This window comes from Mesorhizobium sp. M0830, assembly GCF_040319965.1.
Taxonomy (GTDB): domain Bacteria; phylum Pseudomonadota; class Alphaproteobacteria; order Rhizobiales; family Rhizobiaceae; genus Mesorhizobium.
Genome location: NZ_JAMYOR010000002.1, coordinates 1 through 21,296, shown reverse-complemented (window position 1 = coordinate 21,296; position 21,296 = coordinate 1). Strand labels below are relative to the sequence as shown.

Below are 21,296 nucleotides of genomic sequence, written 5' to 3'. Positions count from 1 at the left end.
GGCCCAGCCTCTGAAAGGCGTTTGGATCAATCCGATGTGACGGATTTGAGCGCCCGCCGCAAGATGCGGTCGAGTTCGCCGAGAAAGCGCGAACGGTCCTGTGGGGCAAAGCTGGCATTATAGCCCTTGCTCTCGCCGGTCTCGCGCAGATGCTGTTTGAGGTCGCGCATCGCCACCGCCATGCCGATCGTTTCCGGCGTGAACGGACGTCCGGTCGGCCCAAGCACGTGCGCGCCAAGGGCAACCGCACGAGCGGCGAGCGGAATGTCCGCGGTGATCACGATGTCGTTGGATTTCGCGTTGTCGACGATCCAGTCGTCGGCGGCATCGGCGCCCTTTGAGACAACGACATTGCGGATCATCGGATCGCGCGACGGCCGCAGGCCACCATTGGAGACGTAGGTGACGACGACGCCATGGCGCTCGGCGACCTTTTCGACCTCGGCCTTGACCGGGCAGGCGTCTGCATCGACGTAAATGGCAGGTGCCGGCATTGTCTCTCCAAAATGGACAGGGGCCGGAAACGTGTCCGGCCCCGTCGCTGAAATCTTACAGCTGTCAGGCCGGCAAGGCCCCGGACTTCTTGGCGGTCCAGGTGGCGATATAGTCCATCAGGCCGGGATTGAGGCAGTCATAGGGTTCCAGCCCGATGCCCTTCAACTGGGCACGAATGCCCTCCATTCGCTTCGGATCGACACCCGATTCGATGATCGACGAGACGAAAGCGGTGAAGCCCGGAGGTGACCAGCCATCCTCGGCGAAACGCTCGGGGTGGATGAAGGACAGGCCCTTGAACGCGTGGTCGCGCTCGACCGGTCCGTGCATGTGCACACCGCAGCCGGTGCAGGCATGACGCTGGATCAGCGCTGATGGGTCGACCACCTTGAGCTTGTCGCCGTTCTCGGTCACGGTGACGTCGCCCGTCCCTGCCACGGCGACGACCGAGAACAGGGCGCCTTCCGGCTTCCAGCATTTGGTGCAGCCGCAGGCGTGATTGTGCGCGATCTGGCCCTTCACCTTAACCTTGACCGGATTGCTGGTGCAGGCGCAGACCAGCGTGCCGCCGGCAAAGCTTGCGCTTTCCCGGGGCAAGCCATTGTCGATTTTCGGATGCAGTTTCTCCGCCATGTTTTTCTCCTCCCAGTTGTGAACCACAGAGGTCGCAGGCCGATTGGTCGGCGGCTTGTGGTCTTCTTCAGTAAACAACCACACTCCGGATCGACTTGCCCTCATGCATGAGGTCAAAGCCCTTGTTGATGTCTTCAAGCTTCAGCGTGTGGGTGATCATCGGGTCGATCTGGATCTTGCCGTCCATGTACCAGTCGACGATCTTCGGCACGTCGGTGCGGCCGCGCGCGCCGCCAAAGGCAGTGCCCATCCAGGTCCGCCCGGTGACCAGTTGGAACGGCCGCGTCGAGATCTCCTGGCCGGCGCCGGCGACGCCGATGACGACGGACTTGCCCCAGCCGCGGTGCGAGGCTTCCAGGGCCTGGCGCATAACCTTGGTGTTGCCGGTGCAGTCGAATGTGTAGTCGGCGCCGCCGATCTGGTCGGCTCCGCGCTTGGTCATGTTGACGAGGTGGGGGACGATGTCGCCGTCGATCTCCTTCGGATTGACGAAATGCGTCATGCCGAATTTTTCGCCCCACGCCTTCTTGTCGTTGTTCAAATCGACGCCGATGATCATGTCGGCGCCGGCGAGCTTCAGGCCCTGGATGACATTCAAGCCAATGCCTCCGAGGCCGAAGACGACGGCGGTCGCGCCGATCTCGACCTTGGCCGTGTTGATGACAGCACCAATGCCGGTGGTGACGCCACAGCCGATGTAGCAGATCTTGTCGAAGGGGGCGTCCGGGTTGACCTTGGCCAGCGCGATCTCGGGCAGCACAGTGAAATTCGAGAAGGTCGAGCAGCCCATATAGTGGAAGATCTTGTCCTTGCCGATCGAGAAGCGCGACGAACCATCGGGCATCAGCCCTTGGCCCTGCGTGGCGCGGATCGCCGTGCATAGATTGGTCTTGCGCGACAGGCAGGACGGGCACTGCCGGCATTCGGGCGTGTAGAGCGGGATGACGTGATCGCCCTTCTTGACCGAGGTGACGCCCTTGCCAACGTCGACGACGACGCCGGCGCCCTCATGGCCAAGAATGGCCGGGAACAGGCCTTCGGGATCAGCACCCGACAGCGTGAATTCGTCGGTGTGGCAGATGCCGGTCGCCTTGATCTCGACCAGCACCTCGCCCTCGCGCGGACCATCGAGGTCGACCTCCATGATCTCCAGCGGCTTTCCGGCGGCGACAGCGACAGCGGCGCGGGTTTTCATCAGGCGTCCTCCAATACGAATTTTTTTCCAAGGTTTCAGGTTTTGTCGACACGATCAACTGGAAGCTGATGCCTGGACTGGGCCACAGCGATGAATTGGAATCGCAAATCGATTGAAAGGCAGCGATTTGCATGGTCGGCTTGACCCTGCAAGCACAGGCCATAAAAGGAACAGCCGACCGAGGGATGACATTCCGCATGTTCACCAAAATCCTGATCGCCAATCGCGGCGAGATCGCCTGCCGCGTCATCAGGACGGCGCGCAAAATGGGCATCGCCACGGTTGCCGTGTATTCAGACGCCGATCGCGATGCCGTGCATGTCGAAATGGCCGACGAGGCGGTGCATATCGGACCTTCGCCCGCGGCGCAGAGTTATCTCGTCCCCGAAAAGATCATCGCCGCCTGCAAGGAGACCGGCGCCCAGGCCGTGCATCCCGGCTACGGGTTCCTGTCCGAGCGGGCGGCTTTCTGCGAGGCGCTGGAAGCGGAAGGGATCGTTTTCATCGGCCCGAAGGCCAAAGCGATCAAGGCGATGGGCGACAAGATCGAATCGAAGAAGTTCGCCAACGCCGCCAAGGTTTCCACCGTGCCCGGCTGGCTCGGCGTCATCGAAAATGCCGACCATGCCGAAAGGATCGCCGGCGAGATCGGCTATCCCGTGATGATCAAGGCCTCGGCAGGTGGCGGCGGCAAGGGCATGCGCATCGCCTGGAGCCAGGCGGAAGTGCGCGACGGCTTCGATCGTGCGCGCTCGGAAGCCAAGGGCTCGTTTGGCGATGACCGCGTCTTCATCGAGAAATTCATTGTTGATCCACGCCATATCGAAATCCAGGTGCTGGCCGACGCGCGTGGTAACGCGCTCTATCTCGGCGAGCGTGAATGCTCGATCCAGCGCCGCAACCAGAAGGTCGCCGAAGAGGCGCCGTCGCCGTTCCTAGATGCTAATACGCGCAAGGCGATGGGCGAGCAGTCGGTGGCGCTGGCCAGGGCCGTCGACTACCAGAGCGCCGGCACGGTCGAGTTCATCGTCGACAAGGATAAGAACTTCTATTTCCTTGAAATGAATACACGATTGCAGGTCGAGCACCCGGTAACCGAGCTGATCACCGGCATCGATCTGGTTGAGCAGATGATCCGCGTTGCCGCCGGCGAAAGGCTTGGCCTGAAGCAAGGCGATATCAAGTTGAATGGCTGGGCGGTGGAAAGCCGGCTTTATGCCGAGGACCCGTACCGCAATTTCCTGCCCTCGATCGGCCGGCTGACACGTTATCGGCCGCCGGAGGAAGGACAATTCGGCGATGTCGTCATCCGCAACGACACCGGCGTCACCGAAGGCTCGGAAATCTCGATGTTCTACGATCCAATGCTCGCCAAGCTGTGCACCTGGGCGCCCACGCGGCTCGCCGCTATCGATGCAATGTCGGAAGCGCTCGACAGCTTTGTCGTCGACGGCATCGAGCACAACATTCCGTTTCTTGCCGCCTTGATGCAGCATCCGCGCTGGCGGCAAGGGCTGATATCGACCGCTTTCATATCGGAGGAATATCCCGACGGTTTTGCGCCCGTCGTGCCGAACGACGACGAGAAAGCCGTGCTGGCGTCGATTGCGACCGCGGTTGAACTGCTGCGCCGCGACCGGCTCGACCGGCTTGGCGGGCGGCTGGCGCCGCATTCGGGAGCGCTGAAGCGCGACTGGGTGGTGAAGATCGGCGACGACTATCTGTCGGCGTCGATCCTCGAGGGCATGATTTCCATTCCGCTGGAAATCGATCTGTCGATCGAGGGCGGCAAGGCGCTGACCGTCGCATCCGACTGGCGGCCGGGCGACCTGATCTGGCGCGGCACGGTCGGTAAGCGCAAGGTTACTGCTCAGATCAGGCCTGTTGCCAACGGCTTTCGCATTGCCTGGAAGGGCATGTCGGTGACCGCGCGCGCCATGCTGCCGCGCATCGCCGAGCTTGAAAGGCTGATGCCGGAAAAAATGGCGCCGGACACGTCGAAAATGCTGCTTTGCCCGATGCCTGGCCTTGTCGTGTCGATTGCCGTTGCCGAGGGCCAGGAGGTCAAGGCCGGCGAGACGCTGGCGGTGGTCGAGGCGATGAAGATGGAAAACGTGCTGCGTGCCGAACGCGACCTTGTCGTGTCGAAACTCAACGCCAGGCCGGGCGACAGCCTGGCGGTGGACGCGGTGATCATGGAGTTTGCGTAAGACTAGCCGGGCAGGCAGCCGGTGATCAGCAGTGGTTTGTGCTGGACTGGCAGCGCGCGGTCCCGGACAATACATCTCCATCGACTCAAGGACCTTCACGCAGCACCATGGCCGACGAAAAACTTCCCCGCGATCCCCTGAAGCGCGAAGCAGCGATTGCGGCGGCGCGGCCGGAGGCGCCCGCACGGCCCTTTGTCCATCTGCGTGTGCATTCGGCCTATTCGCTGCTGGAGGGCGCCTTACAGATCGGCACGGTGGTGGCTCACGCGGTCAAGGACGGAGCACCCGCCATTGCCGTAACCGACACCAACAATCTGTTCGGCGCGCTGGAATTCGCGCAGAAGGCAGTGAAGGACGGTATCCAGCCGATCATCGGCTGCCAGGCTGCGCTCGCATTTTCCGGCGAAAGCAATGATGGCCAGCGCGACCGCAGGCGGCAAGGGCCGGACATGCGGCCGGTCGTCCTGCTTGCCGCGACCGAGGCCGGCTATTCCAATCTGGTCAGGCTGGTCAGCCGCGTCTACCTCGAAACGCCGCCGGGCGAGGCCGTGCACCTGACCACCGAAATGATGCAAGGCTATTGTGACGGGCTGATTTGCCTCAGTGGCGGGCCGCGCGGACCGATCGGCATCGCACTCAAGGAAGATCGCCGCGATCTGGCCGAAACACGGCTCTTGACCCTCAAGTCGATGTTCGGCGACCGGCTCTATGTCGAACTGGACCGGGTTTCGGGTTATGATCGGACGATCGAGAAATCCTCGATCGATCTTGCCTATGCCCATGAATTGCCGCTGGTCGCCACCAACGAGGCGTTCTTCTTGGCGCGCGACGATTATGACGCCCATGATGCGCTGATCGCCATCGCCGAGGGCTCTGTCGTCGCTGTCGACAATCGCCGCCGCCTGTCGCCGGACAATTTCCTGCGCAGCCAGGCCGATATGGCGCGGCTGTTCGCCGATCTGCCGGAAGCGATCGACAACACCGTCGAGATCGCACTGCGCTGCTCCTACTATCCCAGGAACCGCAACCCGATCCTGCCGCGCTTTACCGGCGGCGATGTCGCCGACAATGATGCCGCCGTGCAGGCGGAGGCCGACGAACTGGCCCGTCAGGCGCATGAGGGGCTCGACGCGCGGCTGGCCGCGCATGGCCCGACTGCCGGCTACACGGTCGAGCAATATCGCGATCGGTTGAATTTCGAGCTTGGCATCATCACCAAGATGAAGTTTCCCGGCTACTTCCTGATCGTTGCCGACTTCATCAAATGGGCCAAGTCACAGGGCATTCCGGTCGGACCGGGCCGTGGTTCGGGCGCAGGTTCCCTGGTCGCCTATTCGACGACCATCACCGACATCGACCCGTTGCGCTTTTCCCTGCTGTTCGAACGCTTCCTCAACCCCGACCGCGTGTCGATGCCCGACTTCGACATCGACTTCTGCCAGGATCGCCGCGAGGAAGTCATCCGTTACGTCCAGCAGAAATACGGCCGCGACCAGGTCGGCCAGATCATCACCTTCGGTACGCTGCAGGCACGCGCCGTGCTGCGCGACGTCGGTCGCGTGCTGCAGATGCCCTATGGCCAGGTCGACAAGCTCTCGAAGATGGTGCCGCAGAATCCGGCCAATCCGGTCAAGCTCGCCGATGCCATCGCCAATGAGCCGCGCTTTGCCGAAGAGGCCGAAAGGGAGCCGATCGTCCAGACGCTGCTCGACATGGCGCAGAAGCTGGAGGGCCTCTACCGTCACGCCTCGACCCACGCAGCCGGCATCGTCATCGGCGACCGGCCGCTGTCGGAACTGGTGCCGATGTACCGCGATCCGCGCTCGGACATGCCGGTTACCCAGTTCAACATGAAATATGTCGAGCAGGCCGGGCTGGTGAAATTCGACTTCCTCGGCCTGAAAACACTGACCGTACTCGAAACGGCAGTGAAATTGATCCGCCGGCGCGGCATCGAGATCGACCTGGCGACGATCCCGCTCGATAATCCCGAGACCTACGCCATGCTGTCGCGAGGCGAAGTGGTCGGCGTGTTCCAGGTGGAAAGTGCCGGTATGCGCAAGGCGCTGATCGGTATGCGGCCCGACTGCATCGAGGACATCATCGCGCTGGTGGCGCTCTACCGGCCGGGACCGATGGAGAACATCCCGACCTACAATGCCAGAAAGCATGGCGAGGAGGAGATGGCGTCGATCCATCCCAAGATCGACCATCTGGTGAAAGAGACGCAAGGCGTCATCGTCTACCAGGAACAGGTGATGCAGATCGCGCAGGAGCTTGCCGGCTACTCACTCGGCGAAGCCGATTTGCTGCGCCGCGCCATGGGCAAGAAGATCCGCGCCGAGATGGACAAGCAGCGCGAACGCTTCGTGTCGGGCGCGGTCGAGCGCGGTGTCGGCAAGCCGCAAGCCGACTTCATTTTCGACCTGCTGGCCAAGTTCGCCGACTATGGTTTCAACAAATCGCACGCCGCCGCCTACGCGGTGGTGTCGTACCAGACCGCCTACCTCAAGGCGCATTATCCGGTCGAGTTCCTGGCGGCGTCGATGACGCTCGACATGGGCAACACCGACAAGCTCGCCGATTTCCGCCAGGACGCGCTGCGCCTCGGCATCGAGGTTCTGGCGCCGTCGGTAATATCGAGCTTTCGTCCGTTCGAGGTCGGTGAGAATCGGATCTACTATTCGCTGGCAGCGCTCAAGGGCGTCGGCGACGCAGCGGTCGAGCACATCGTTGCCCAGCGTGGCGAAAAGCCGTTCAAGAATCTCGCCGATTTCTGCGAGCGGGTCGATCCCAAGATCGTCGGCAAGCGCGTCTTCGAAAGCTTGATCATGGCCGGCGCGCTCGACTGCTTCGGCCATGATCGCGCCTCGATGATGGCAGGCGTGGAACGCATGATGGGGCTGGCATCGCTGGCGCAGCAGAACGCGGTTTCCGGTCAGCACGACATTTTCGGCGCCTCGCTCGGCGCCCAGTCGCAGGCACTCAATCTGCCGACGACGGAACCGTGGCTTGCCGCCGACCGGCTGCACCGCGAATTCCAGGTGGTCGGCTTCTATCTCTCGGCGCACCCGCTCGACGAATACAAGGCGGCCCTGCAGAAGATGCGGGTGCAGACGTGGGCCGAATTTTCGGCGGCCGTCAAGCGTGGTGCCGCCGCCGGGCGTCTAGCCGGCACGGTGACGTCCAAGCAGGAGCGCAAGACGCGCACCGGCAACAAGATGGGCGTCATCGCCTTTTCCGATACATCCGGCCAGTACGAAGCCGTGCTATTTTCGGAAGGACTGGCGCAGTATCGCGACCTGCTCGAGGCCGGCCGCTCCGTCGTCATCACCGTTGCGGCCGAGGACAGGCCGGAAGGCGTCAATTTGCGCATCAACTCGGTGCAATCGCTGGAGGACGAGGCAAGCCGCGTCCAGAAGGCACTGCGCATCTTCGTGCGCAACGCCGCGCCGATCAACACGCTGGCCGGCCAACTGATCGTCAAGGGCGAGGGCCAAGTCAGCTTCGTGCTGATCAAGGAAGAAGGCGAGGGGGAAATCGAGATCGAGCTGCCGAACCGCTACCGGATCTCGCCACAGATCGCCTCGGCGATGCGGGCTGTTCCGGGCGTGGTCGAAGTGGAGCTGGTGTGATCACGGCATATCGCTGTAATGCCGGCGGCACCTCCTCAAGATATCCGATGACGGCAATTGACGGCGAGCCCATCCCGCCGCAGTCGAGGCCCAATTCGCTCAGAACTGCGGACTGCCTATCTGACTGTAGCTGATACCGTCGAAAATGATGTCCGACGGGCCGGGAGCCGCCATCTTGCGCTTGTGGCCATCGCGGCAGTCGAACACCGGCCACTCCGTCTGTTGGCAATAGACCTCCTGGCACATTCGGCTAAGGCAATCGCCCTGCGTAAGCAGGAACAGCCTATCGCCGATGCGCCGAACCGTGCTTCCATCGTCTGAACGCCAAGCCCAGGGGATGCGCATCGAGGAAACGAAATCGCCGATAAGACCATTCTGCAAATGCGTGCTCAGGCTTGTTCGATAATGCAGCATGGACGCGGAATAGTCGGCTACGATCTTCGGACCAAAGGCAGAAGCGGTAAGATTGTCCGGCACGTCAAGATGCGTTGCCGCTTCGGCTTGCGCCTTGCTGGTGGCCAGCACCGTCGACACCAATAAAATAGCGACGATCACGACACGCATCGTTGCACGATCTCACGCTGGCACTTTCTTGCTCTTCGTCTCCGGACCATCTCACCCCGCCGCTGCGGCGGCAAGGCGACAATCTCAGGTCAGCGCATAAATTTGCGCAGCCAAGATCTTCACCGGAGGCGTCACCAGGCCAGACCAATGCATCGGGCTAAGACGCGGCGATGTCCGCCGGCTGCGGCGCTTTTCGCTGAAGATTGAGCAGATTGCCCATCAGGATCAACAACGCGCCGCCGGCGGTGAAGGCGTCGATCTGCTCGCTATAGAGCAGCCAGCCGATCAGCGCCGATAGTGGCACGCGCAGGAAATCCATCGGCGAGATGACTGTCGCATCGGCATAGCCAAGTGCGCGCGCCATGCAAAAATGCGACGACATGCCGGTGAAGGCGATCAGCACGATCCATGGCCACAGCTCCAGCGGCGGATTGCGCCAGTCATAGAGTGCCGGAACCAGACCGACCACCGACTGGATGATCAGCATCCAGAAGATGATGCGCACGACGCTGTCCGTCCGCGTCAGCGACTTGACCATGACCACGGAGATACCGAAGCAGACCGCGGCACCGAGCACGACGAGATGTCCCGGATCGACCGAGCCGACACCGGGGCGCACGATGATCATGACGCCGACCAGCCCCAGCACGATCGCCGCAAGCTTTGGCCGCGAGAGCCTTTCGCCGAGAAAAGCCACCGCCAGGATAGCCGTCCAGATCGGTGTGGTGAATTCGATCGAGATCAGCACGGCCAGCGGGATCAGCGTCAGCGCGTAGAGCCAGGCCGCCTGGCCGGTATAGTGGATGACATTGCGGGCGAGGTGGGCGACGGGGCGTTGCGTGCGCATGGCTGGAAAGCCGCCGCTCATCATCACCAGCGGCAGAAGGATGAAAAAGCCGATCACCGAGCGCAGTTCCAGCACCTGGAAGACGTTGAGTTCGGCTGTCGTGGCGCGGCCGGCGACCGACATCGCCAGGAACGAGGCGATCGACAATGCCATCCAGAACGCGGCCTTTGGAATCGAAGGGGTAGGTGCCATGCCGGCTGTGTCGCAGGCCGCAGCTTTTGCCGCAATCACTAGTCGCTGCATTCTTCTGGGCCAGTCGGACGGATGTTGTCAGACAGGCGGAACCTGAAACGGCGAGGGGCGTTGAGCCCGGGTAGCCGACCGTGCCTGTGTCGTGAACTGTCCCACTTTTGCGAGATCGTCAAGGAGAGTTTCGATGAGATTATTCGCGCAATTCGGCCTTGCTGGATGTCTGTTGGTTGCGGCAGGCGCCGCGCATGCCGACGAGACCAGATTTCTCCAGTCGTTCAATGGCGATTTTACCGGCAAGGGTATCGTCAAGGTGACCACAGACACGCCAACGGTCAATGTGTCCTGTAACTTCAAGTCGAACGCGACGTCGACCTCGTTGTCGCTCGACGGCAATTGCCGCGGACTGATTGTGGTGACGCGCGCCATCAGCGCGGACCTGAAAGCCAGCGGTGCCAAGTATAGCGGCACGTATGTCGGTTCTCGTACCGGGCCGGCGCAACTCAACGGCAGCCGCTCCGGCAACGCGATCAATCTCGGCATCCGCTGGGCCAAGGAGGTCAATGGTGACCGAAGGGCACAGATGACGGTCGAGAAACGCGGCGAGAACGGCATGCGGCTGACTGTCATCGACACCGATCCGAAAACCGGCAAGAGCGTAGTGACAAGCAGGATAGACCTGCAGCGCAGTTGAATTTCAACACGGCGATATGCAGCGTCACTCCTCAAGGGGCTCAGGCGGGTGGGCATCGCGGCCTTTACCGAATGTGTAGCCGGTTTCCACTGCCTTGCGGCCGAACTTGTCGCGCAGGGCGTCGATGGCGCCTTCGGCCATGGCACGCTTGCGCGACTGGACATCGACCAGATCGGGCGGGTCGGCCTTGTCGTCGTCCGAGAGGTCGCTGACGCCTATCCCGAGCAGCCGGTATTTCGTGCCGTCGGCTTCCTTTCGCAGAAGCTCTACCCCGGTTTGAAAGATGCGATCGGCGAGCCGGGTCGGGTCGCCGAGCTGGCGGTTGCGCGTGCGCAGCTTGAAATCCTGGGTTTTCAGCTTCAGCACCACGGTGCGCCCGGCGATGCCGGATTTCTTCAGCCGTGCCGAAACCTTTTCCGAAAGCCCTCTCAGCACCGCGACCAGCTCTTCCAGCGACGCGATGTCTGTGTCGAAGGTGGTTTCGGCCGATACGCTCTTGGCGTCCTGATCCGGATCGACGCGACGGACGTCCTCGCCACGCGAAAGCCGGTAGAGCCGGTCGCCCATGGTGCCGTAACGCCGCATCAGGTCGCCACGATCCATTTTCTGAAGCTGGCCGATGGTGCGGATGCCGTCGCGCTCCAGCGTGGCGTTGAACGCCTTGCCGACGCCCCAGATCATGGTGACCGGCTGCACCGCCAGGAAGCCGACCGCCTCGGCCTCGCCGATGACCGAGAAGCCGCGCGGCTTGCGGAAGTCGGACGCTATCTTGGCGAGAAACTTGCAATAGGACAGGCCGGCCGACACGGTGATGCCGACCTCCTTCTCGACTGCGAGCGCAAAGCGCGCCAAGACTACTGCCGGCGGCTGGCCGTGCAGACGCTCGGTGCCGGCGAGGTCGAGAAACGCCTCGTCGATCGACAGCGGCTCGACCAGCGGCGTCAGCGCCTGCATCATGGCGCGCACCTCGCGGCCGACGCGCACGTATTTTTCCATGTTGGGGCTGATGACGACCGCCTCGGGGCAGGCTTCGAGCGCCTTGAACATCGGCATTGCCGAGCGCACGCCCTGGATACGGGCGATGTAGCATGCGGTGGACACGACGCCGCGCTTGCCGCCGCCGATGATCAGCGGCTTGTCCTTGAGCGCCGGATTGTCGCGCTTTTCGATCGCCGCATAAAAAGCATCGCAATCGATATGGGCCAGATGCAGCCGGTAAAGCTCGGGATGACGCGCGAGCCTGGGACTACCACAGCGCTCGCAACGGCGCGCCTCGCTGCGCTGAAATGTCAGGCAGTCGCGGCAAAAACCGTGGTCGGGATTGTTGACAGGAGCCGCCATTTGTGGGAACATACAGAGAACAAACGCAATATTACGACAGCGCAAGACCAGCGACAAGGGTGGTCTGGGGAGAACGCATGAGCACGACCATAGCGCCGTTGACGCCCGCGCTATGGGCGGATTTCGAGGACCTCTTCGGCAAGCAGGGTGCCTGCTACGGATGCTGGTGCACGCATTTCCGCATGGCGCCGGCAATGCGCCGCGAAAGCAGCCGGGAGCGCAACAAGGATCACATCAAGGCGCGCATCGAAGCCGGCCCGCCGCCGGGTCTGCTGGCATTCGAGGATGGTCAGGCGGTCGGCTGGATGCAGATCGGACCGCGCGCCGACGTGCCCGAATGGAACAATCAGGGCAGGGGGTCGGCGCCGGTCGATCCCGCCGACGCCATGGATCCGGCCGTGTGGGCCATCTCCTGCTTCTTCATCCGCAGCAAGGCGCGCGGCAGGGGTATGACGCATCGCCTGGTCGAAGGCGGCATTGATTTCGCCCGCCGGAATGGCGCCCGGCTGGTCGAGGCCTGCCCGATGGACCTGTCTCGCGATTCGCGTTCGATTGGCCTGTTCGTCGGCTCGTCGCGGGTGTTCGAGAAGGCCGGCTTCGAAAGGCTTGTGGAACGTAAGGTGGGCCGGCCATTGATGCGGCTCGTGCTTTGATCGAGGCATTCTGCTTGGCAGCGTTGTAGTTGATCCCGCCTTGCGGTCGTGACGGTAATTTCATACCAGACGAATAAAGCGTTTCTTCTAAAGCGCATGCGCTTTAGGTTGTTTGTTTGATGCATGTCATTCTCCCGAAACCGGGGCGCACTTCTGGGTGACATGCATTACGCCAAAACGGAGAATTCACGTGAACCGTGCCCTGCCATTCGTGTTCCTTCTTGCGTTGAGTGCGCCTGCTTTCGGTCAGACCGTCGACAGTCAGGGTGCGAAGCAATTGTCCGGCGACTTGTCCCGCTATGTTGGCAAACAGGCGATCGACAAAGGCATTGTGAAGGTTTCGCTCGAAGGTGATGCCTACAAGATCCTGTTTGATTTCAAGGCACTTGCCGCATCGTTTCCGGACCAGAAGCTGGTGAAATTCGACTTCGCGCCCTATGCGCTCATGGTCAAGCCGCGCAGCGATGGGTCCTGGGATGTCTCGATGGACTTTTCGCAAAACGCATCCTTCGAGTTCAACGGGCCCGAGGGGCTGCAAAGCACGCAGCTTTCCATCAAGGACGGCAAGGGGACGGGCGTCTACGATCCCAATCTGGCGGCTTTTACCAGCGGCACCAGCTCCATCGCCGGCATGACGATGGCATCGAAGGATACCAAGCAGCACATCGAAGCCAGCACCGGCGCCGGCACCGCGACTATTGCCGCGAGCAAGTCCGCGACCGGCGGCATCGATTTCACAAGCTCGCAAAAGGTGTCGAGTTTTGTCGAGGCGCTCAATTTCGACGATCCCGAGAGCGGGCTGAAATTCCCGGTCACCCTCAGGTCGCCGGAACTGTCGGTCGAAGCCAGCGGCAAGGGTGTGCGGACAAAGCCGCTGCTTGATCTCCTGGCATTTGCCGTGGCCAATGAGAACGAGGCAACGCTGAAGGCCAACCAGGCGCAACTCAAATCGCTTCTGCGCGCGGCATTGCCGCTTTGGGACCGTGTGGAGGGAACCTACGGCTTCAAGGATTTCGTGGTGGAAAGCCCGGTCGGCAATTTCGGCGCCACCCAGCTCTCCACCGTGTTCGGCACCGACGGCGTCGCCCAGAGCGGCAAAATCACCTATGGCATCAAGGCATCGGGGCTAACCGTGCCGCAGCAGCTTCTGCCGAGCTGGAGCGTCGCGCTGCTGCCCACCGATATCGATCTGAACTTCGGCGGCGCCAATATCGATCTCGACACCATGGCGAAGAAGACAATCGAAGCCTTTGATCTTAATCGGGATCCGCCGCTGTCGCCTGAATTCGGCGAGCAGCTCAAAGCCGACTTCATGGCCAAGACGCCGAAGGTCGTGCTCGGCCACAGCACCGTGAAGAACAAAGACACGGAGATCGCGCTGGAAGGCGAGATGACGTTCCCCGGCGAAAAGCCCGAAGGAAACGTGACGGTCGATGTCACCGGCTTCGACAAGATGATCGAAGGTTTGCAGGAGGCGGCAAAGTCGGAGCCGGAGGTGGCGCAATATGTGCCGGTTGCGCTCATGGCGAAGGGTTTTGGCAAGGCGCTGCCCGACGGCCGGCTGGAATGGGTCGTCAACGCCAAGGCCGATGGTTCGGTTACCGTCAACGGCGTCATGCTGAAGCCTGCCGATCCGGCGGTCGACGACAGCGTGGATGATGGTGACGGCGGGAACGATGACAGCGGAGACGACAGCGGCGGGGCAGGAGCGAAACTGAATCCATGAGGGGCCGGGGGCTTTAGAGCCCCAGCGCGCTCGTGATCCTTGGGGCGGCTTCATGCCAATCCTGTACGACGATGACGTCGTCCGGGACTGGCGGCAGGAATGCGCGCAGCGAATTGTCAGCCATCAAGTGAAACAGCTCGGCATCGGCGACGGCATTCTGTACCGACGCCAGGTTGCGCGGCTGATCGTCGACGAAGACGACCGGCCGGCCCCCTTTGCCGCGAAGCTTGGCCACCGCCGGCCCCTTTGCCATTTCCGTGGTCAGAAGGGGATAGCTCACCCCGAGGGCATCGAGATGGGCGCGGCGCACGGCCCGGTGCCTATGCGGCATAGCCGTAAGCAAGATGATTTGCGCGCGGTCGCCGAGTTCTGCCAAGGCTTCCGCAGCACCTTCCGTGATACTCTGCCAGTCGGCCTGCGCGTCGAAGAAATCGCCCAGAAGTGCGGTGACTTCGGGCTGTTCGATCAGGCGGCCGCTCGCCGTTTCGGCGATGTTTCCGGTCAGCTGGAAGGAGGCCAGCGTAAGATCATAGCCGCGCGCCCTGAGAAAATTCGGAAACGGGCGGATGAATTCGAGCAACACGTCGTCGACATCAAGCACCAGCAGCGGGCGGTCGTCAGCCATCAGTTCCTCGATCTGACGCGCGGTTTCAGGATCATCGCTCATATGGAATGCTCGTGGTTGTCGTCACCTAGCGGCAGCGCCCGCAAGGCCTTGCCTACGGCAGCCGGCGGCGTGCCGGTTTCCTCGGCAAAGCGCATCAGCGTCGGCTCATGGGCAAGAATGAACTGCAGGACACCGGCCAGGAATCCCGGCTCGCTGGCAGCCTGACGGATCGAATGCGCCTCGATGCCGGTGATCGCCAGAAAGCGCGGCAGCAATTCCGGATCGGAGGCGACAAAGCCCAGGGCCTTCACGGCAATGGTTTCCGCCTCTTCACGCATTGACGCTGCGTTTGCCATCACTACCTTCGGTGTGGAATGAGTCTCTCCCGCAGTAATGGCAAGAGTTGCTTGCGGCAAGCCATTAGAGCGTGGCGCGCCCTTTGGACGCGCGAGGACGGGGTGGAATTTGCGCAGTTTTCCAGCCGCGGATTTCCGTTTCGTCAATGATATTGCCGTAAAGTGAAGCAGGGTTTGGTGCGTCTGGACGTGGGCGCATGACGGTCGCCTTTGAGCGGAAGGACGACCGGGACGGGATATCGATGCCGAAGAAGGTCATGATCGTCGAGGACAATGAGCTCAACATGAAGCTCTTTCGGGACCTCATCGAGGCAAGCGGTTACGAGACCGTGCGCACCCGAAACGGTCTGGAAGCGCTCGACCTGGCGCGCCAGCACCGGCCGGACCTCATCCTGATGGATATCCAGCTGCCTGAAGTGTCGGGGCTGGAAGTGACGAAATGGCTGAAGGAGGATGACGAGTTGCACGTCATCCCGGTCATCGCGGTGACCGCCTTCGCGATGAAGGGCGACGAGGAACGCATCCGCCAGGGTGGCTGCGAGGCTTATATTTCGAAGCCGATCTCGGTGCCGCGTTTTATCGAAACCATCAAATCCTATTTGGGCGATGCGTGATGTACCTTTTCAGCCGAGCCGGAGCTTTGTGAAATGACTGCACGGATCCTCGTCGTCGACGACATCCCTGCCAATGTTCGGCTGCTGGAAGTCCGGCTGCTGGCCGAATATTTCGAGGTGCTGACCGCCAGCAACGGGCCGGATGCGATTGAGACCTGCGAGAACGGCAAGGTCGATGTCGTGCTGCTCGACGTGATGATGCCGGATATGGACGGCTTCGAGGTCTGCCGGCGGCTGAAGAGCGATCCGGCGACATCGCATATTCCGGTGGTGATGATCACAGCGCTCGACCAGGTTTCCGACCGGGTGCGCGGGCTCGAAGCCGGCGCCGACGACTTCCTGACCAAGCCGGTCAACGATCTGCAGCTGATGACGCGCGTCAAGAGCCTTGTCCGGCTGAAATCGCTGACCGACGAGTTGCGGCTGCGCGCCTCGACGACGCGCAACATCGGCATCGAAGAACTCTTGAGCCGCAATTTCGCAGCCGAAGACACGATGCCGAAAGTGCTTTTGATCGACGAGCGCAAAACATCCGTCGAGCGCATCCAGAAAATGCTGCGCGACCGTGCCGACCTCGACATCTCCAGTGATCCGCATGCCGGCTTCTTCCAGGCTGCCGAGACGTCCTATGAATGCGTGATGATCTCGACGGCGTTCGCCGATTTCGATCCGCTGAGACTGTGTTCGCAATTGCGCTCGCTGGACCGCACTCGCTTTGTGCCGATCATCCTGCTGGCGGAGGAGGGCGAGGAGGAACGCATCATCCGCGGCCTCGAGCTCGGCATCAACGACTATCTGATGCGGCCGATCGACCAGCAGGAGTTGACGGCACGGCTGCGTACCCAGGTGCGCCGCAAGCGCTACAACGACCAGCTGCGCGCCAGCGTCACCCAGACCATCGAAATGGCGGTGACCGACGGGCTGACCGGGCTGCACAACCGCCGCTATCTCGACAGCCATCTGCAGACATTGTTCGATCGCGCCGTGGCGCGGCGCCGGCCGCTGTCGGTGATGATCACCGACCTCGACCGCTTCAAAGCGATCAACGACACGCACGGCCATGACGGCGGCGACGAGGTGTTGCGGGAATTTGCGCGACGGCTGCGCAAGAATGTCAGGGGTATCGACCTTGCCTGCCGCTTTGGCGGCGAGGAGTTCGTCGTGGTGATGCCGGACACCGAAGGCGCGGTGGCCGAGAAGGTGGCCGAACGCATTCGCGCCGAAATCGCCCAAGCGCCTTTTGCCATCGGCCAGGACGGCACGAAGATCGAAGTCACCGTCAGCGTCGGCGTGTCGTCGGTGCTGAAGGGGGTAGATACGGTGGCGGCGCTGATGAAGCGTGCCGACGTCGCGCTCTACGAAGCCAAGAGCGGCGGCCGCAACCGAGTCGTTGCCAAGGCGGCATAACCGGTTCAGCCCCAATTATCCAGTCAAGCCGACAGGGTTACCCGTTTACCTTAATCCAAGCGATTCGCGAGCCTTGGTTAAGAAACTGTTGATTTTCATAAGCTCTTGCGCAAGTGTGAAGGCCAAGACGAAGTCGGCACGAGGATAGACAACCGGCTCCGATCTCCAGGAATACCCCATGATGCTCAGGTCCGCCGCATCTCCTGGGTCCGTGGGGTCGGCCGGCCGGCGCTGGCACATAGTGGCCTCCTCGTACCGCTGCCAAACGCCGTCCGGCCCCCTTCCTTCCAAAAGAACAGCAGAGCTCCGTACCAAAGACGGGGCTCTGCTTTTTTGCGTGTGAAGATCTGGTACTGTCTTGGCGCGGCGACGGCCGTTCCTTAGTCGCTATGGATGGCGCGACAAGCTTTTTCGTGGCAACCGAACATCGGGGTACCCCTCCATTTCATACATATGGCGCACAAGGGGCTTGCGGCAAGACCCGGCTCCCGTAAAACCGCCCGAACCAAGGTGCGCAAAGCGGGAGTGACGCCTGCCGCTGTGGATTAGCAGAAGGCTGGAACTGGCTGGCACGACCTGCTGAAACGGATTGTCTCAACCGTCAACAGCATGAAAACGGACGGATGTCCTGACAATCGATTGACAGGATCTTTCATCTATGCAGAAATTGGTTGGACCATTGGACCACTTGGAGGGAGTGTGGACCAGAACAGCCTGCCACCCATTCAGACGACGGCGCGCGATGACGCCGTGCTGAAGGCGTTGGTGGGATTTGTTCGCGCCGAGGCCTTGCAGCCCGGCGAGAGACTTCCGACCGAGCGTATCCTGGCCGAGCGGCTGAAAGTCAGCCGCAATACGGTGCGCGAGGCGCTGACTCGCTGGGAAGGGCTCGGCCTCGTCGAGCGCCGGCAAGGCAGCGGGACTTACCTCAAGGCGGCCGTCTCACCCGACATGTTGCACATGCCGCTGACGCTGGCGGGCGGCAATGATTTTACCAGCCTGATGCAGACACTGGAGATCCGCCGGGCGCTGGAAGCGGAAGCCGCGGCCCTTTGCGCCGAACGTGCGAGCCAGACCGATATCGCCGAGATCGCGCGCAAGCTCGACATCATGGAGCAGGCGTTCCGCACGCGCGAAGGCATGTCGTCGGAAGAGGATTGGGAGTTCCACCAGGCGATCTACCGGGTCTCGGGCAATCCGCTGTTCGAGCAGATCATCGCCGCCATGCATGAATTGTTCCATCGCTTCTGGGAGCATCCGCTGGGCGTTCGTGATTTCGGCCACGCCAGCTTTCCCTATCACCGAACCATCTATGAACGCATCGCCGCCCGCGACCCGCAGGGCGCCCGTGCCGAGGCGCTCAAGCTGATCGCCACCGTCGAGGATGATTTGAAGCGCGGTGCCGCCAAACTCAAGCTTTCGAGCCAGACATGAACGAGCATCCATCCGGTTTCGATCACGACTATCTTGCCGAGGCGGCGACATTGCTGGCGCATGACGAGCCGTTCCCCGGGGGTGCCGTGGTGCCGCCGATCTATCAAACCTCGCTGTTTACCTTCGCCAACTATGCCGAAATGGCCGACACTTTTGCCGGCAAACGAAAGCAGCCGATCTATTCGCGCGGCGACAATCCGACGGTGATGGAGTTCGAGGCGCGTGTGGCCGCACTCGAGGGTGCCGAGGCGGCGCGCGGCTTTTCCAGCGGCATGGCAGCGATCAGCGCCACGGTGCTTGCCTTTGTCGGTGCCGGCGAGCGCATCGTGGCGGTGCGCAATTGCTATGGCGATGCCTATCGGCTGTTCGAGCGGCTGTTGCCGCGGCTCAACATCAGGGTCGATTACGTCGACGGTTCCGACCCCGATGCGGTCACGGCAGCTCTTCCCGGCGCCAAGCTGCTCTACCTGGAAAGCCCGACCTCGATGATGTTCGAGGTGCAGGACATCGCGCATCTGACGCGGCTGGCCAAGGAGCAAGGCATCGTCACCACGATCGACAATTCCTGGGCGACGCCGGTGTTCCAGAAACCGATTACGCATGGCGTTGATCTGGTGCTGCACTCGGCCTCGAAATATCTCGGCGGCCACAGCGACACCGTGGCCGGCGTGGTGGCGGGTTCCGCTGCTCATATCAAGCACATCAACGAGCAGACCTATTCCTATCTCGGCGGCAAGCTGTCGCCGTTCGAGGCCTGGCTGCTGCTGCGCGGCCTGCGCACACTGCCGCTGCGCTTGCCGCATCACATGAAGAGTGGCCTGACCATCGCCGAACGGCTGAAGGCTCATGGCAATGTCGAGCGGGTCAATCACCCCGTCTATTCGAACCATCCGGGCAAGGCGACGCTGGCAGGCTATGCCGGATTGTTCTCCTTCGAGGTGACGGACGATATCGACATTCCCATCTTCGTCGACGCGCTGAAATATTTCCGCATCGGCGTCAGCTGGGGCGGGCATGAAAGCCTGGTCGTACCGGCCAAGGCGTCGCTGGAGCAGACGCCGGGCCTGAATTCGATGGCGCGCTTCGGCGTCAGCCCCCGAACCATCCGCTTCAATGTCGGATTGGAGAGTGTCGAGGATCTATGGGCTGACGTCGCCCAGGCCTTCGAAAAAGCCAGAAAATAACATGCGGGTTCAAAATGGGAGTCTTGAACATGAAAAAACTGACCGTCATGCTTGCTACCGTTGCGGGACTGGCGATTTCCGCCGGAAGCGCTTTGGCCGATTCGACCCTGAAAATGGTCGAAGTCATCACCAGCCCACCGCGCACCGAATTCCTGAAGAAGCAGATCGCCGAGTTCGAGACGGCCAATCCCGGCGTCAAGGTCGAGCTGATCTCGCTGCCCTGGGGCCAGGCCTTCGAGAAATTCCTGACCATGGTGCAGGCCGGCGATACGCCTGACATCGTCGAAATGCCGGAACGCTGGATGGGCCTCTATGCCAACAATGCCCAGCTTGAGGATCTCGGGCCCTACATGGCCAAATGGGACGACGCCAAGACGCTCGGCGACCGTGCCAAACAGTTCGGCTCGACCGTCAACAACACCCAGTACATGATCCCTTACGGCTACTATGTGAACGCGCTGTTCTGGAACAAGAAATTGTTCAAGCAGGCCGGCCTCGATGGCCCGCCGGCGACGCTCGATGATTTCATCGCCGATGCCAAGAAGATTTCCGCGATCCCGGGCAAGTACGGCTACTGCCTGCGCGGCGGGCCGGGCGCCTTCAACGGCATGCACATGTTCATGAACATCGCCGCCGGCAAGGGTGGCTACTTCAACGAGGACGGCACCTCGACGATCAACGAAGAAGGTTCGGTCAAGGGCCTGCAGATGCTGGCCGACATGTACAAGGACGGCCTGGCGCCGAAGGATTCGGTGAGCTGGGGCTTCAACGAAACGGTCACCGGCTTCTATTCCGGCACCTGCGCCATGCTCAACCAGGATCCGGACGCGCTGCTCGGCATTGCCGACAAGATGAGCGCCGACGACTTCGCCGTGGCGCCATTGCCGGTCGGGCCGAGCGGTAAGTCTTATCCGACACTCGGCTATGCCGGCTGGGCGATGTTTGCCAACTCGCAGCACAAGGACGACGCCTGGAAGCTGATGGCGACGCTTTTGTCGCCGAAGGACAATCTGGAATGGGCCAAGGAAGTCGGGGTCGTCCCGATCCACAACGGCGCCGACCAGGATCCCCATTTCAAGACCGAGCAGTTCAAGGGCTGGTTCACGGAGCTGAGCGACAGCTCCAAATATGAAATGGTGACGCCGCCGACGCATCTGGAGAATCTCGGCAACTTCGTCGACCAGGTGGCGATCAAGAACTTCCAGGAAGTGCTTCTTGGCCAGAAGACGGCCAAGGATGTCGCCGACCAATGGGCTGCCTTCCTGACCAAGGAACAGCAGGACTGGTTGGCGAAGAACAAGAAGTAAGCGCCTTTTCTTCCTTCTCCCCGTTCACGGGGAGAAGGTGGCCCGATAGGGCCGGATGAGGGGCGGCGCCATGCCTCGACAGGTTCGCGCTGCACCTCATCTGCCTGCCGGGGGGGGGGGGGCCACACCGAAAACGGGGGGGAGGGACGGGGCCAGCGAGGCCCAGGGGCGGGGGCGGGAGGAGCAGACACAAAAGCGGGAAAGG

At 61.9% G+C, this 21,296-nt stretch carries 18 protein-coding genes; 10 read left to right on the top strand and 8 right to left on the bottom strand.

Going from position 1 to position 21,296, the window contains the following annotated elements:
- Window positions 1-26 precede the first annotated feature (26 nt).
- From NKI20_RS01490 to NKI20_RS01480, 3 genes are all read right to left on the bottom strand, one after another.
- Window positions 27-494 carry a YaiI/YqxD family protein gene (locus NKI20_RS01490; protein WP_352827684.1) on the bottom strand — a complete coding sequence of 156 codons (468 nt, stop codon included), beginning with the start codon at window positions 492-494 and terminating at the stop codon, window positions 27-29.
- A 64-nt stretch (window positions 495-558) separates the two neighbouring features.
- On the bottom strand, window positions 559-1,128 hold the full coding sequence (gene gfa / locus NKI20_RS01485) for an S-(hydroxymethyl)glutathione synthase (protein WP_352827681.1): 570 nt from the start codon (window positions 1,126-1,128) through the stop codon (window positions 559-561).
- A gap of 67 nt (window positions 1,129-1,195) precedes the next feature.
- A complete protein-coding gene (locus tag NKI20_RS01480; protein WP_352827678.1) occupies window positions 1,196-2,323 on the bottom strand; it encodes an S-(hydroxymethyl)glutathione dehydrogenase/class III alcohol dehydrogenase in 1,128 nt (375 codons plus the stop codon).
- 197 nt (window positions 2,324-2,520) lie between these two features.
- Here NKI20_RS01480 and NKI20_RS01475 point away from each other — a divergent pair, with 197 nt between their 5' ends.
- Both NKI20_RS01475 and dnaE read left to right on the top strand, forming a co-directional pair.
- Entirely contained in the window at window positions 2,521-4,533 is a 2,013-nt protein-coding gene (locus NKI20_RS01475) for an acetyl-CoA carboxylase biotin carboxylase subunit (RefSeq protein ID WP_352827676.1), read from the top strand.
- A 107-nt stretch (window positions 4,534-4,640) separates the two neighbouring features.
- Window positions 4,641-8,168, top strand: a complete 3,528-nt coding sequence (dnaE, locus tag NKI20_RS01470) for a DNA polymerase III subunit alpha (protein WP_352827673.1) — start codon at window positions 4,641-4,643, stop codon at window positions 8,166-8,168.
- A gap of 99 nt (window positions 8,169-8,267) precedes the next feature.
- Here the strand turns inward: dnaE and NKI20_RS01465 are convergent, their stop codons facing one another.
- Both NKI20_RS01465 and NKI20_RS01460 read right to left on the bottom strand, forming a co-directional pair.
- On the bottom strand, window positions 8,268-8,732 hold the full coding sequence (locus NKI20_RS01465; protein ID WP_352607264.1) for a hypothetical protein: 465 nt from the start codon (window positions 8,730-8,732) through the stop codon (window positions 8,268-8,270).
- Window positions 8,733-8,889: 157 nt separating this feature from the next.
- On the bottom strand, window positions 8,890-9,771 hold the full coding sequence (locus NKI20_RS01460) for a DMT family transporter (protein WP_352827670.1): 882 nt from the start codon (window positions 9,769-9,771) through the stop codon (window positions 8,890-8,892).
- Between the two features lie 184 nt (window positions 9,772-9,955).
- Here NKI20_RS01460 and NKI20_RS01455 point away from each other — a divergent pair, with 184 nt between their 5' ends.
- On the top strand, window positions 9,956-10,462 hold the full coding sequence (locus NKI20_RS01455) for a hypothetical protein (RefSeq protein ID WP_023757519.1): 507 nt from the start codon (window positions 9,956-9,958) through the stop codon (window positions 10,460-10,462).
- Between the two features lie 24 nt (window positions 10,463-10,486).
- Here the strand turns inward: NKI20_RS01455 and NKI20_RS01450 are convergent, their stop codons facing one another.
- Entirely contained in the window at window positions 10,487-11,815 is a 1,329-nt protein-coding gene (locus NKI20_RS01450) for a DNA polymerase IV (protein ID WP_352827667.1), read from the bottom strand.
- Window positions 11,816-11,880: 65 nt separating this feature from the next.
- Between NKI20_RS01450 and NKI20_RS01445 the strand changes: the two genes are divergently transcribed.
- Together NKI20_RS01445 and NKI20_RS01440 are read left to right on the top strand one after the other, a co-directional pair.
- Complete coding sequence (locus tag NKI20_RS01445; RefSeq protein WP_023757517.1) at window positions 11,881-12,456, top strand: GNAT family N-acetyltransferase; 576 nt, start codon at window positions 11,881-11,883, stop codon at window positions 12,454-12,456.
- 190 nt (window positions 12,457-12,646) lie between these two features.
- Complete coding sequence (locus NKI20_RS01440) at window positions 12,647-14,182, top strand: hypothetical protein (RefSeq protein WP_023757516.1); 1,536 nt, start codon at window positions 12,647-12,649, stop codon at window positions 14,180-14,182.
- A gap of 13 nt (window positions 14,183-14,195) precedes the next feature.
- Here NKI20_RS01440 and NKI20_RS01435 read toward each other — a convergent pair whose 3' ends face one another.
- Window positions 14,196-14,849 (bottom strand): hypothetical protein, encoded by a 654-nt coding sequence (locus tag NKI20_RS01435; protein WP_023757515.1) that lies wholly within the window; start codon window positions 14,847-14,849, stop codon window positions 14,196-14,198.
- The gene (locus NKI20_RS01430) at window positions 14,846-15,145 is read right to left on the bottom strand and encodes a DUF3572 domain-containing protein (RefSeq protein ID WP_023757514.1); all 300 of its coding nucleotides are present in this window, start codon (window positions 15,143-15,145) and stop codon (window positions 14,846-14,848) included. The genes NKI20_RS01435 and NKI20_RS01430 overlap by 4 nt, the downstream gene beginning before the upstream one ends.
- A 197-nt stretch (window positions 15,146-15,342) precedes the next feature.
- On the opposite strand from NKI20_RS01430, the gene NKI20_RS01425 reads away from it, so the two are divergent.
- From NKI20_RS01425 to NKI20_RS01405, 5 genes are all read left to right on the top strand, one after another.
- Complete coding sequence (locus NKI20_RS01425) at window positions 15,343-15,759, top strand: response regulator (RefSeq protein ID WP_280948933.1); 417 nt, start codon at window positions 15,343-15,345, stop codon at window positions 15,757-15,759.
- 33 nt (window positions 15,760-15,792) lie between these two features.
- Entirely contained in the window at window positions 15,793-17,166 is a 1,374-nt protein-coding gene (locus tag NKI20_RS01420; protein ID WP_352726892.1) for a PleD family two-component system response regulator, read from the top strand.
- Between the two features lie 699 nt (window positions 17,167-17,865).
- Entirely contained in the window at window positions 17,866-18,600 is a 735-nt protein-coding gene (locus tag NKI20_RS01415) for a FadR/GntR family transcriptional regulator (protein ID WP_352607282.1), read from the top strand.
- Complete coding sequence (locus tag NKI20_RS01410) at window positions 18,597-19,784, top strand: PLP-dependent transferase (RefSeq protein WP_352827661.1); 1,188 nt, start codon at window positions 18,597-18,599, stop codon at window positions 19,782-19,784. Before NKI20_RS01415 ends, NKI20_RS01410 begins: the two co-directional genes overlap by 4 nt.
- 29 nt (window positions 19,785-19,813) lie before the next feature.
- Entirely contained in the window at window positions 19,814-21,091 is a 1,278-nt protein-coding gene (locus NKI20_RS01405; RefSeq protein ID WP_352827658.1) for an ABC transporter substrate-binding protein, read from the top strand.
- Window positions 21,092-21,296 lie beyond the last annotated feature (205 nt).

Coding starts and splice junctions, on each gene's coding strand:
- NKI20_RS01490 (WP_352827684.1), bottom strand. CDS start 494: ATGCCGGCACCTGCCATTTACGTCGATGCAGACGCCTGCCCGGTCAAG.
- gfa (WP_352827681.1), bottom strand. CDS start 1,128: ATGGCGGAGAAACTGCATCCGAAAATCGACAATGGCTTGCCCCGGGAA.
- NKI20_RS01480 (WP_352827678.1), bottom strand. CDS start 2,323: ATGAAAACCCGCGCCGCTGTCGCTGTCGCCGCCGGAAAGCCGCTGGAG.
- NKI20_RS01475 (WP_352827676.1), top strand. CDS start 2,521: ATGTTCACCAAAATCCTGATCGCCAATCGCGGCGAGATCGCCTGCCGC.
- dnaE (WP_352827673.1), top strand. CDS start 4,641: ATGGCCGACGAAAAACTTCCCCGCGATCCCCTGAAGCGCGAAGCAGCG.
- NKI20_RS01465 (WP_352607264.1), bottom strand. CDS start 8,732: ATGCGTGTCGTGATCGTCGCTATTTTATTGGTGTCGACGGTGCTGGCC.
- NKI20_RS01460 (WP_352827670.1), bottom strand. CDS start 9,771: ATGGCACCTACCCCTTCGATTCCAAAGGCCGCGTTCTGGATGGCATTG.
- NKI20_RS01455 (WP_023757519.1), top strand. CDS start 9,956: ATGAGATTATTCGCGCAATTCGGCCTTGCTGGATGTCTGTTGGTTGCG.
- NKI20_RS01450 (WP_352827667.1), bottom strand. CDS start 11,815: ATGTTCCCACAAATGGCGGCTCCTGTCAACAATCCCGACCACGGTTTT.
- NKI20_RS01445 (WP_023757517.1), top strand. CDS start 11,881: ATGAGCACGACCATAGCGCCGTTGACGCCCGCGCTATGGGCGGATTTC.
- NKI20_RS01435 (WP_023757515.1), bottom strand. CDS start 14,849: ATGAGCGATGATCCTGAAACCGCGCGTCAGATCGAGGAACTGATGGCT.
- NKI20_RS01430 (WP_023757514.1), bottom strand. CDS start 15,145: ATGGCAAACGCAGCGTCAATGCGTGAAGAGGCGGAAACCATTGCCGTG.
- NKI20_RS01425 (WP_280948933.1), top strand. CDS start 15,343: ATGACGGTCGCCTTTGAGCGGAAGGACGACCGGGACGGGATATCGATG.
- NKI20_RS01420 (WP_352726892.1), top strand. CDS start 15,793: ATGACTGCACGGATCCTCGTCGTCGACGACATCCCTGCCAATGTTCGG.
- NKI20_RS01410 (WP_352827661.1), top strand. CDS start 18,597: ATGAACGAGCATCCATCCGGTTTCGATCACGACTATCTTGCCGAGGCG.
- NKI20_RS01405 (WP_352827658.1), top strand. CDS start 19,814: ATGAAAAAACTGACCGTCATGCTTGCTACCGTTGCGGGACTGGCGATT.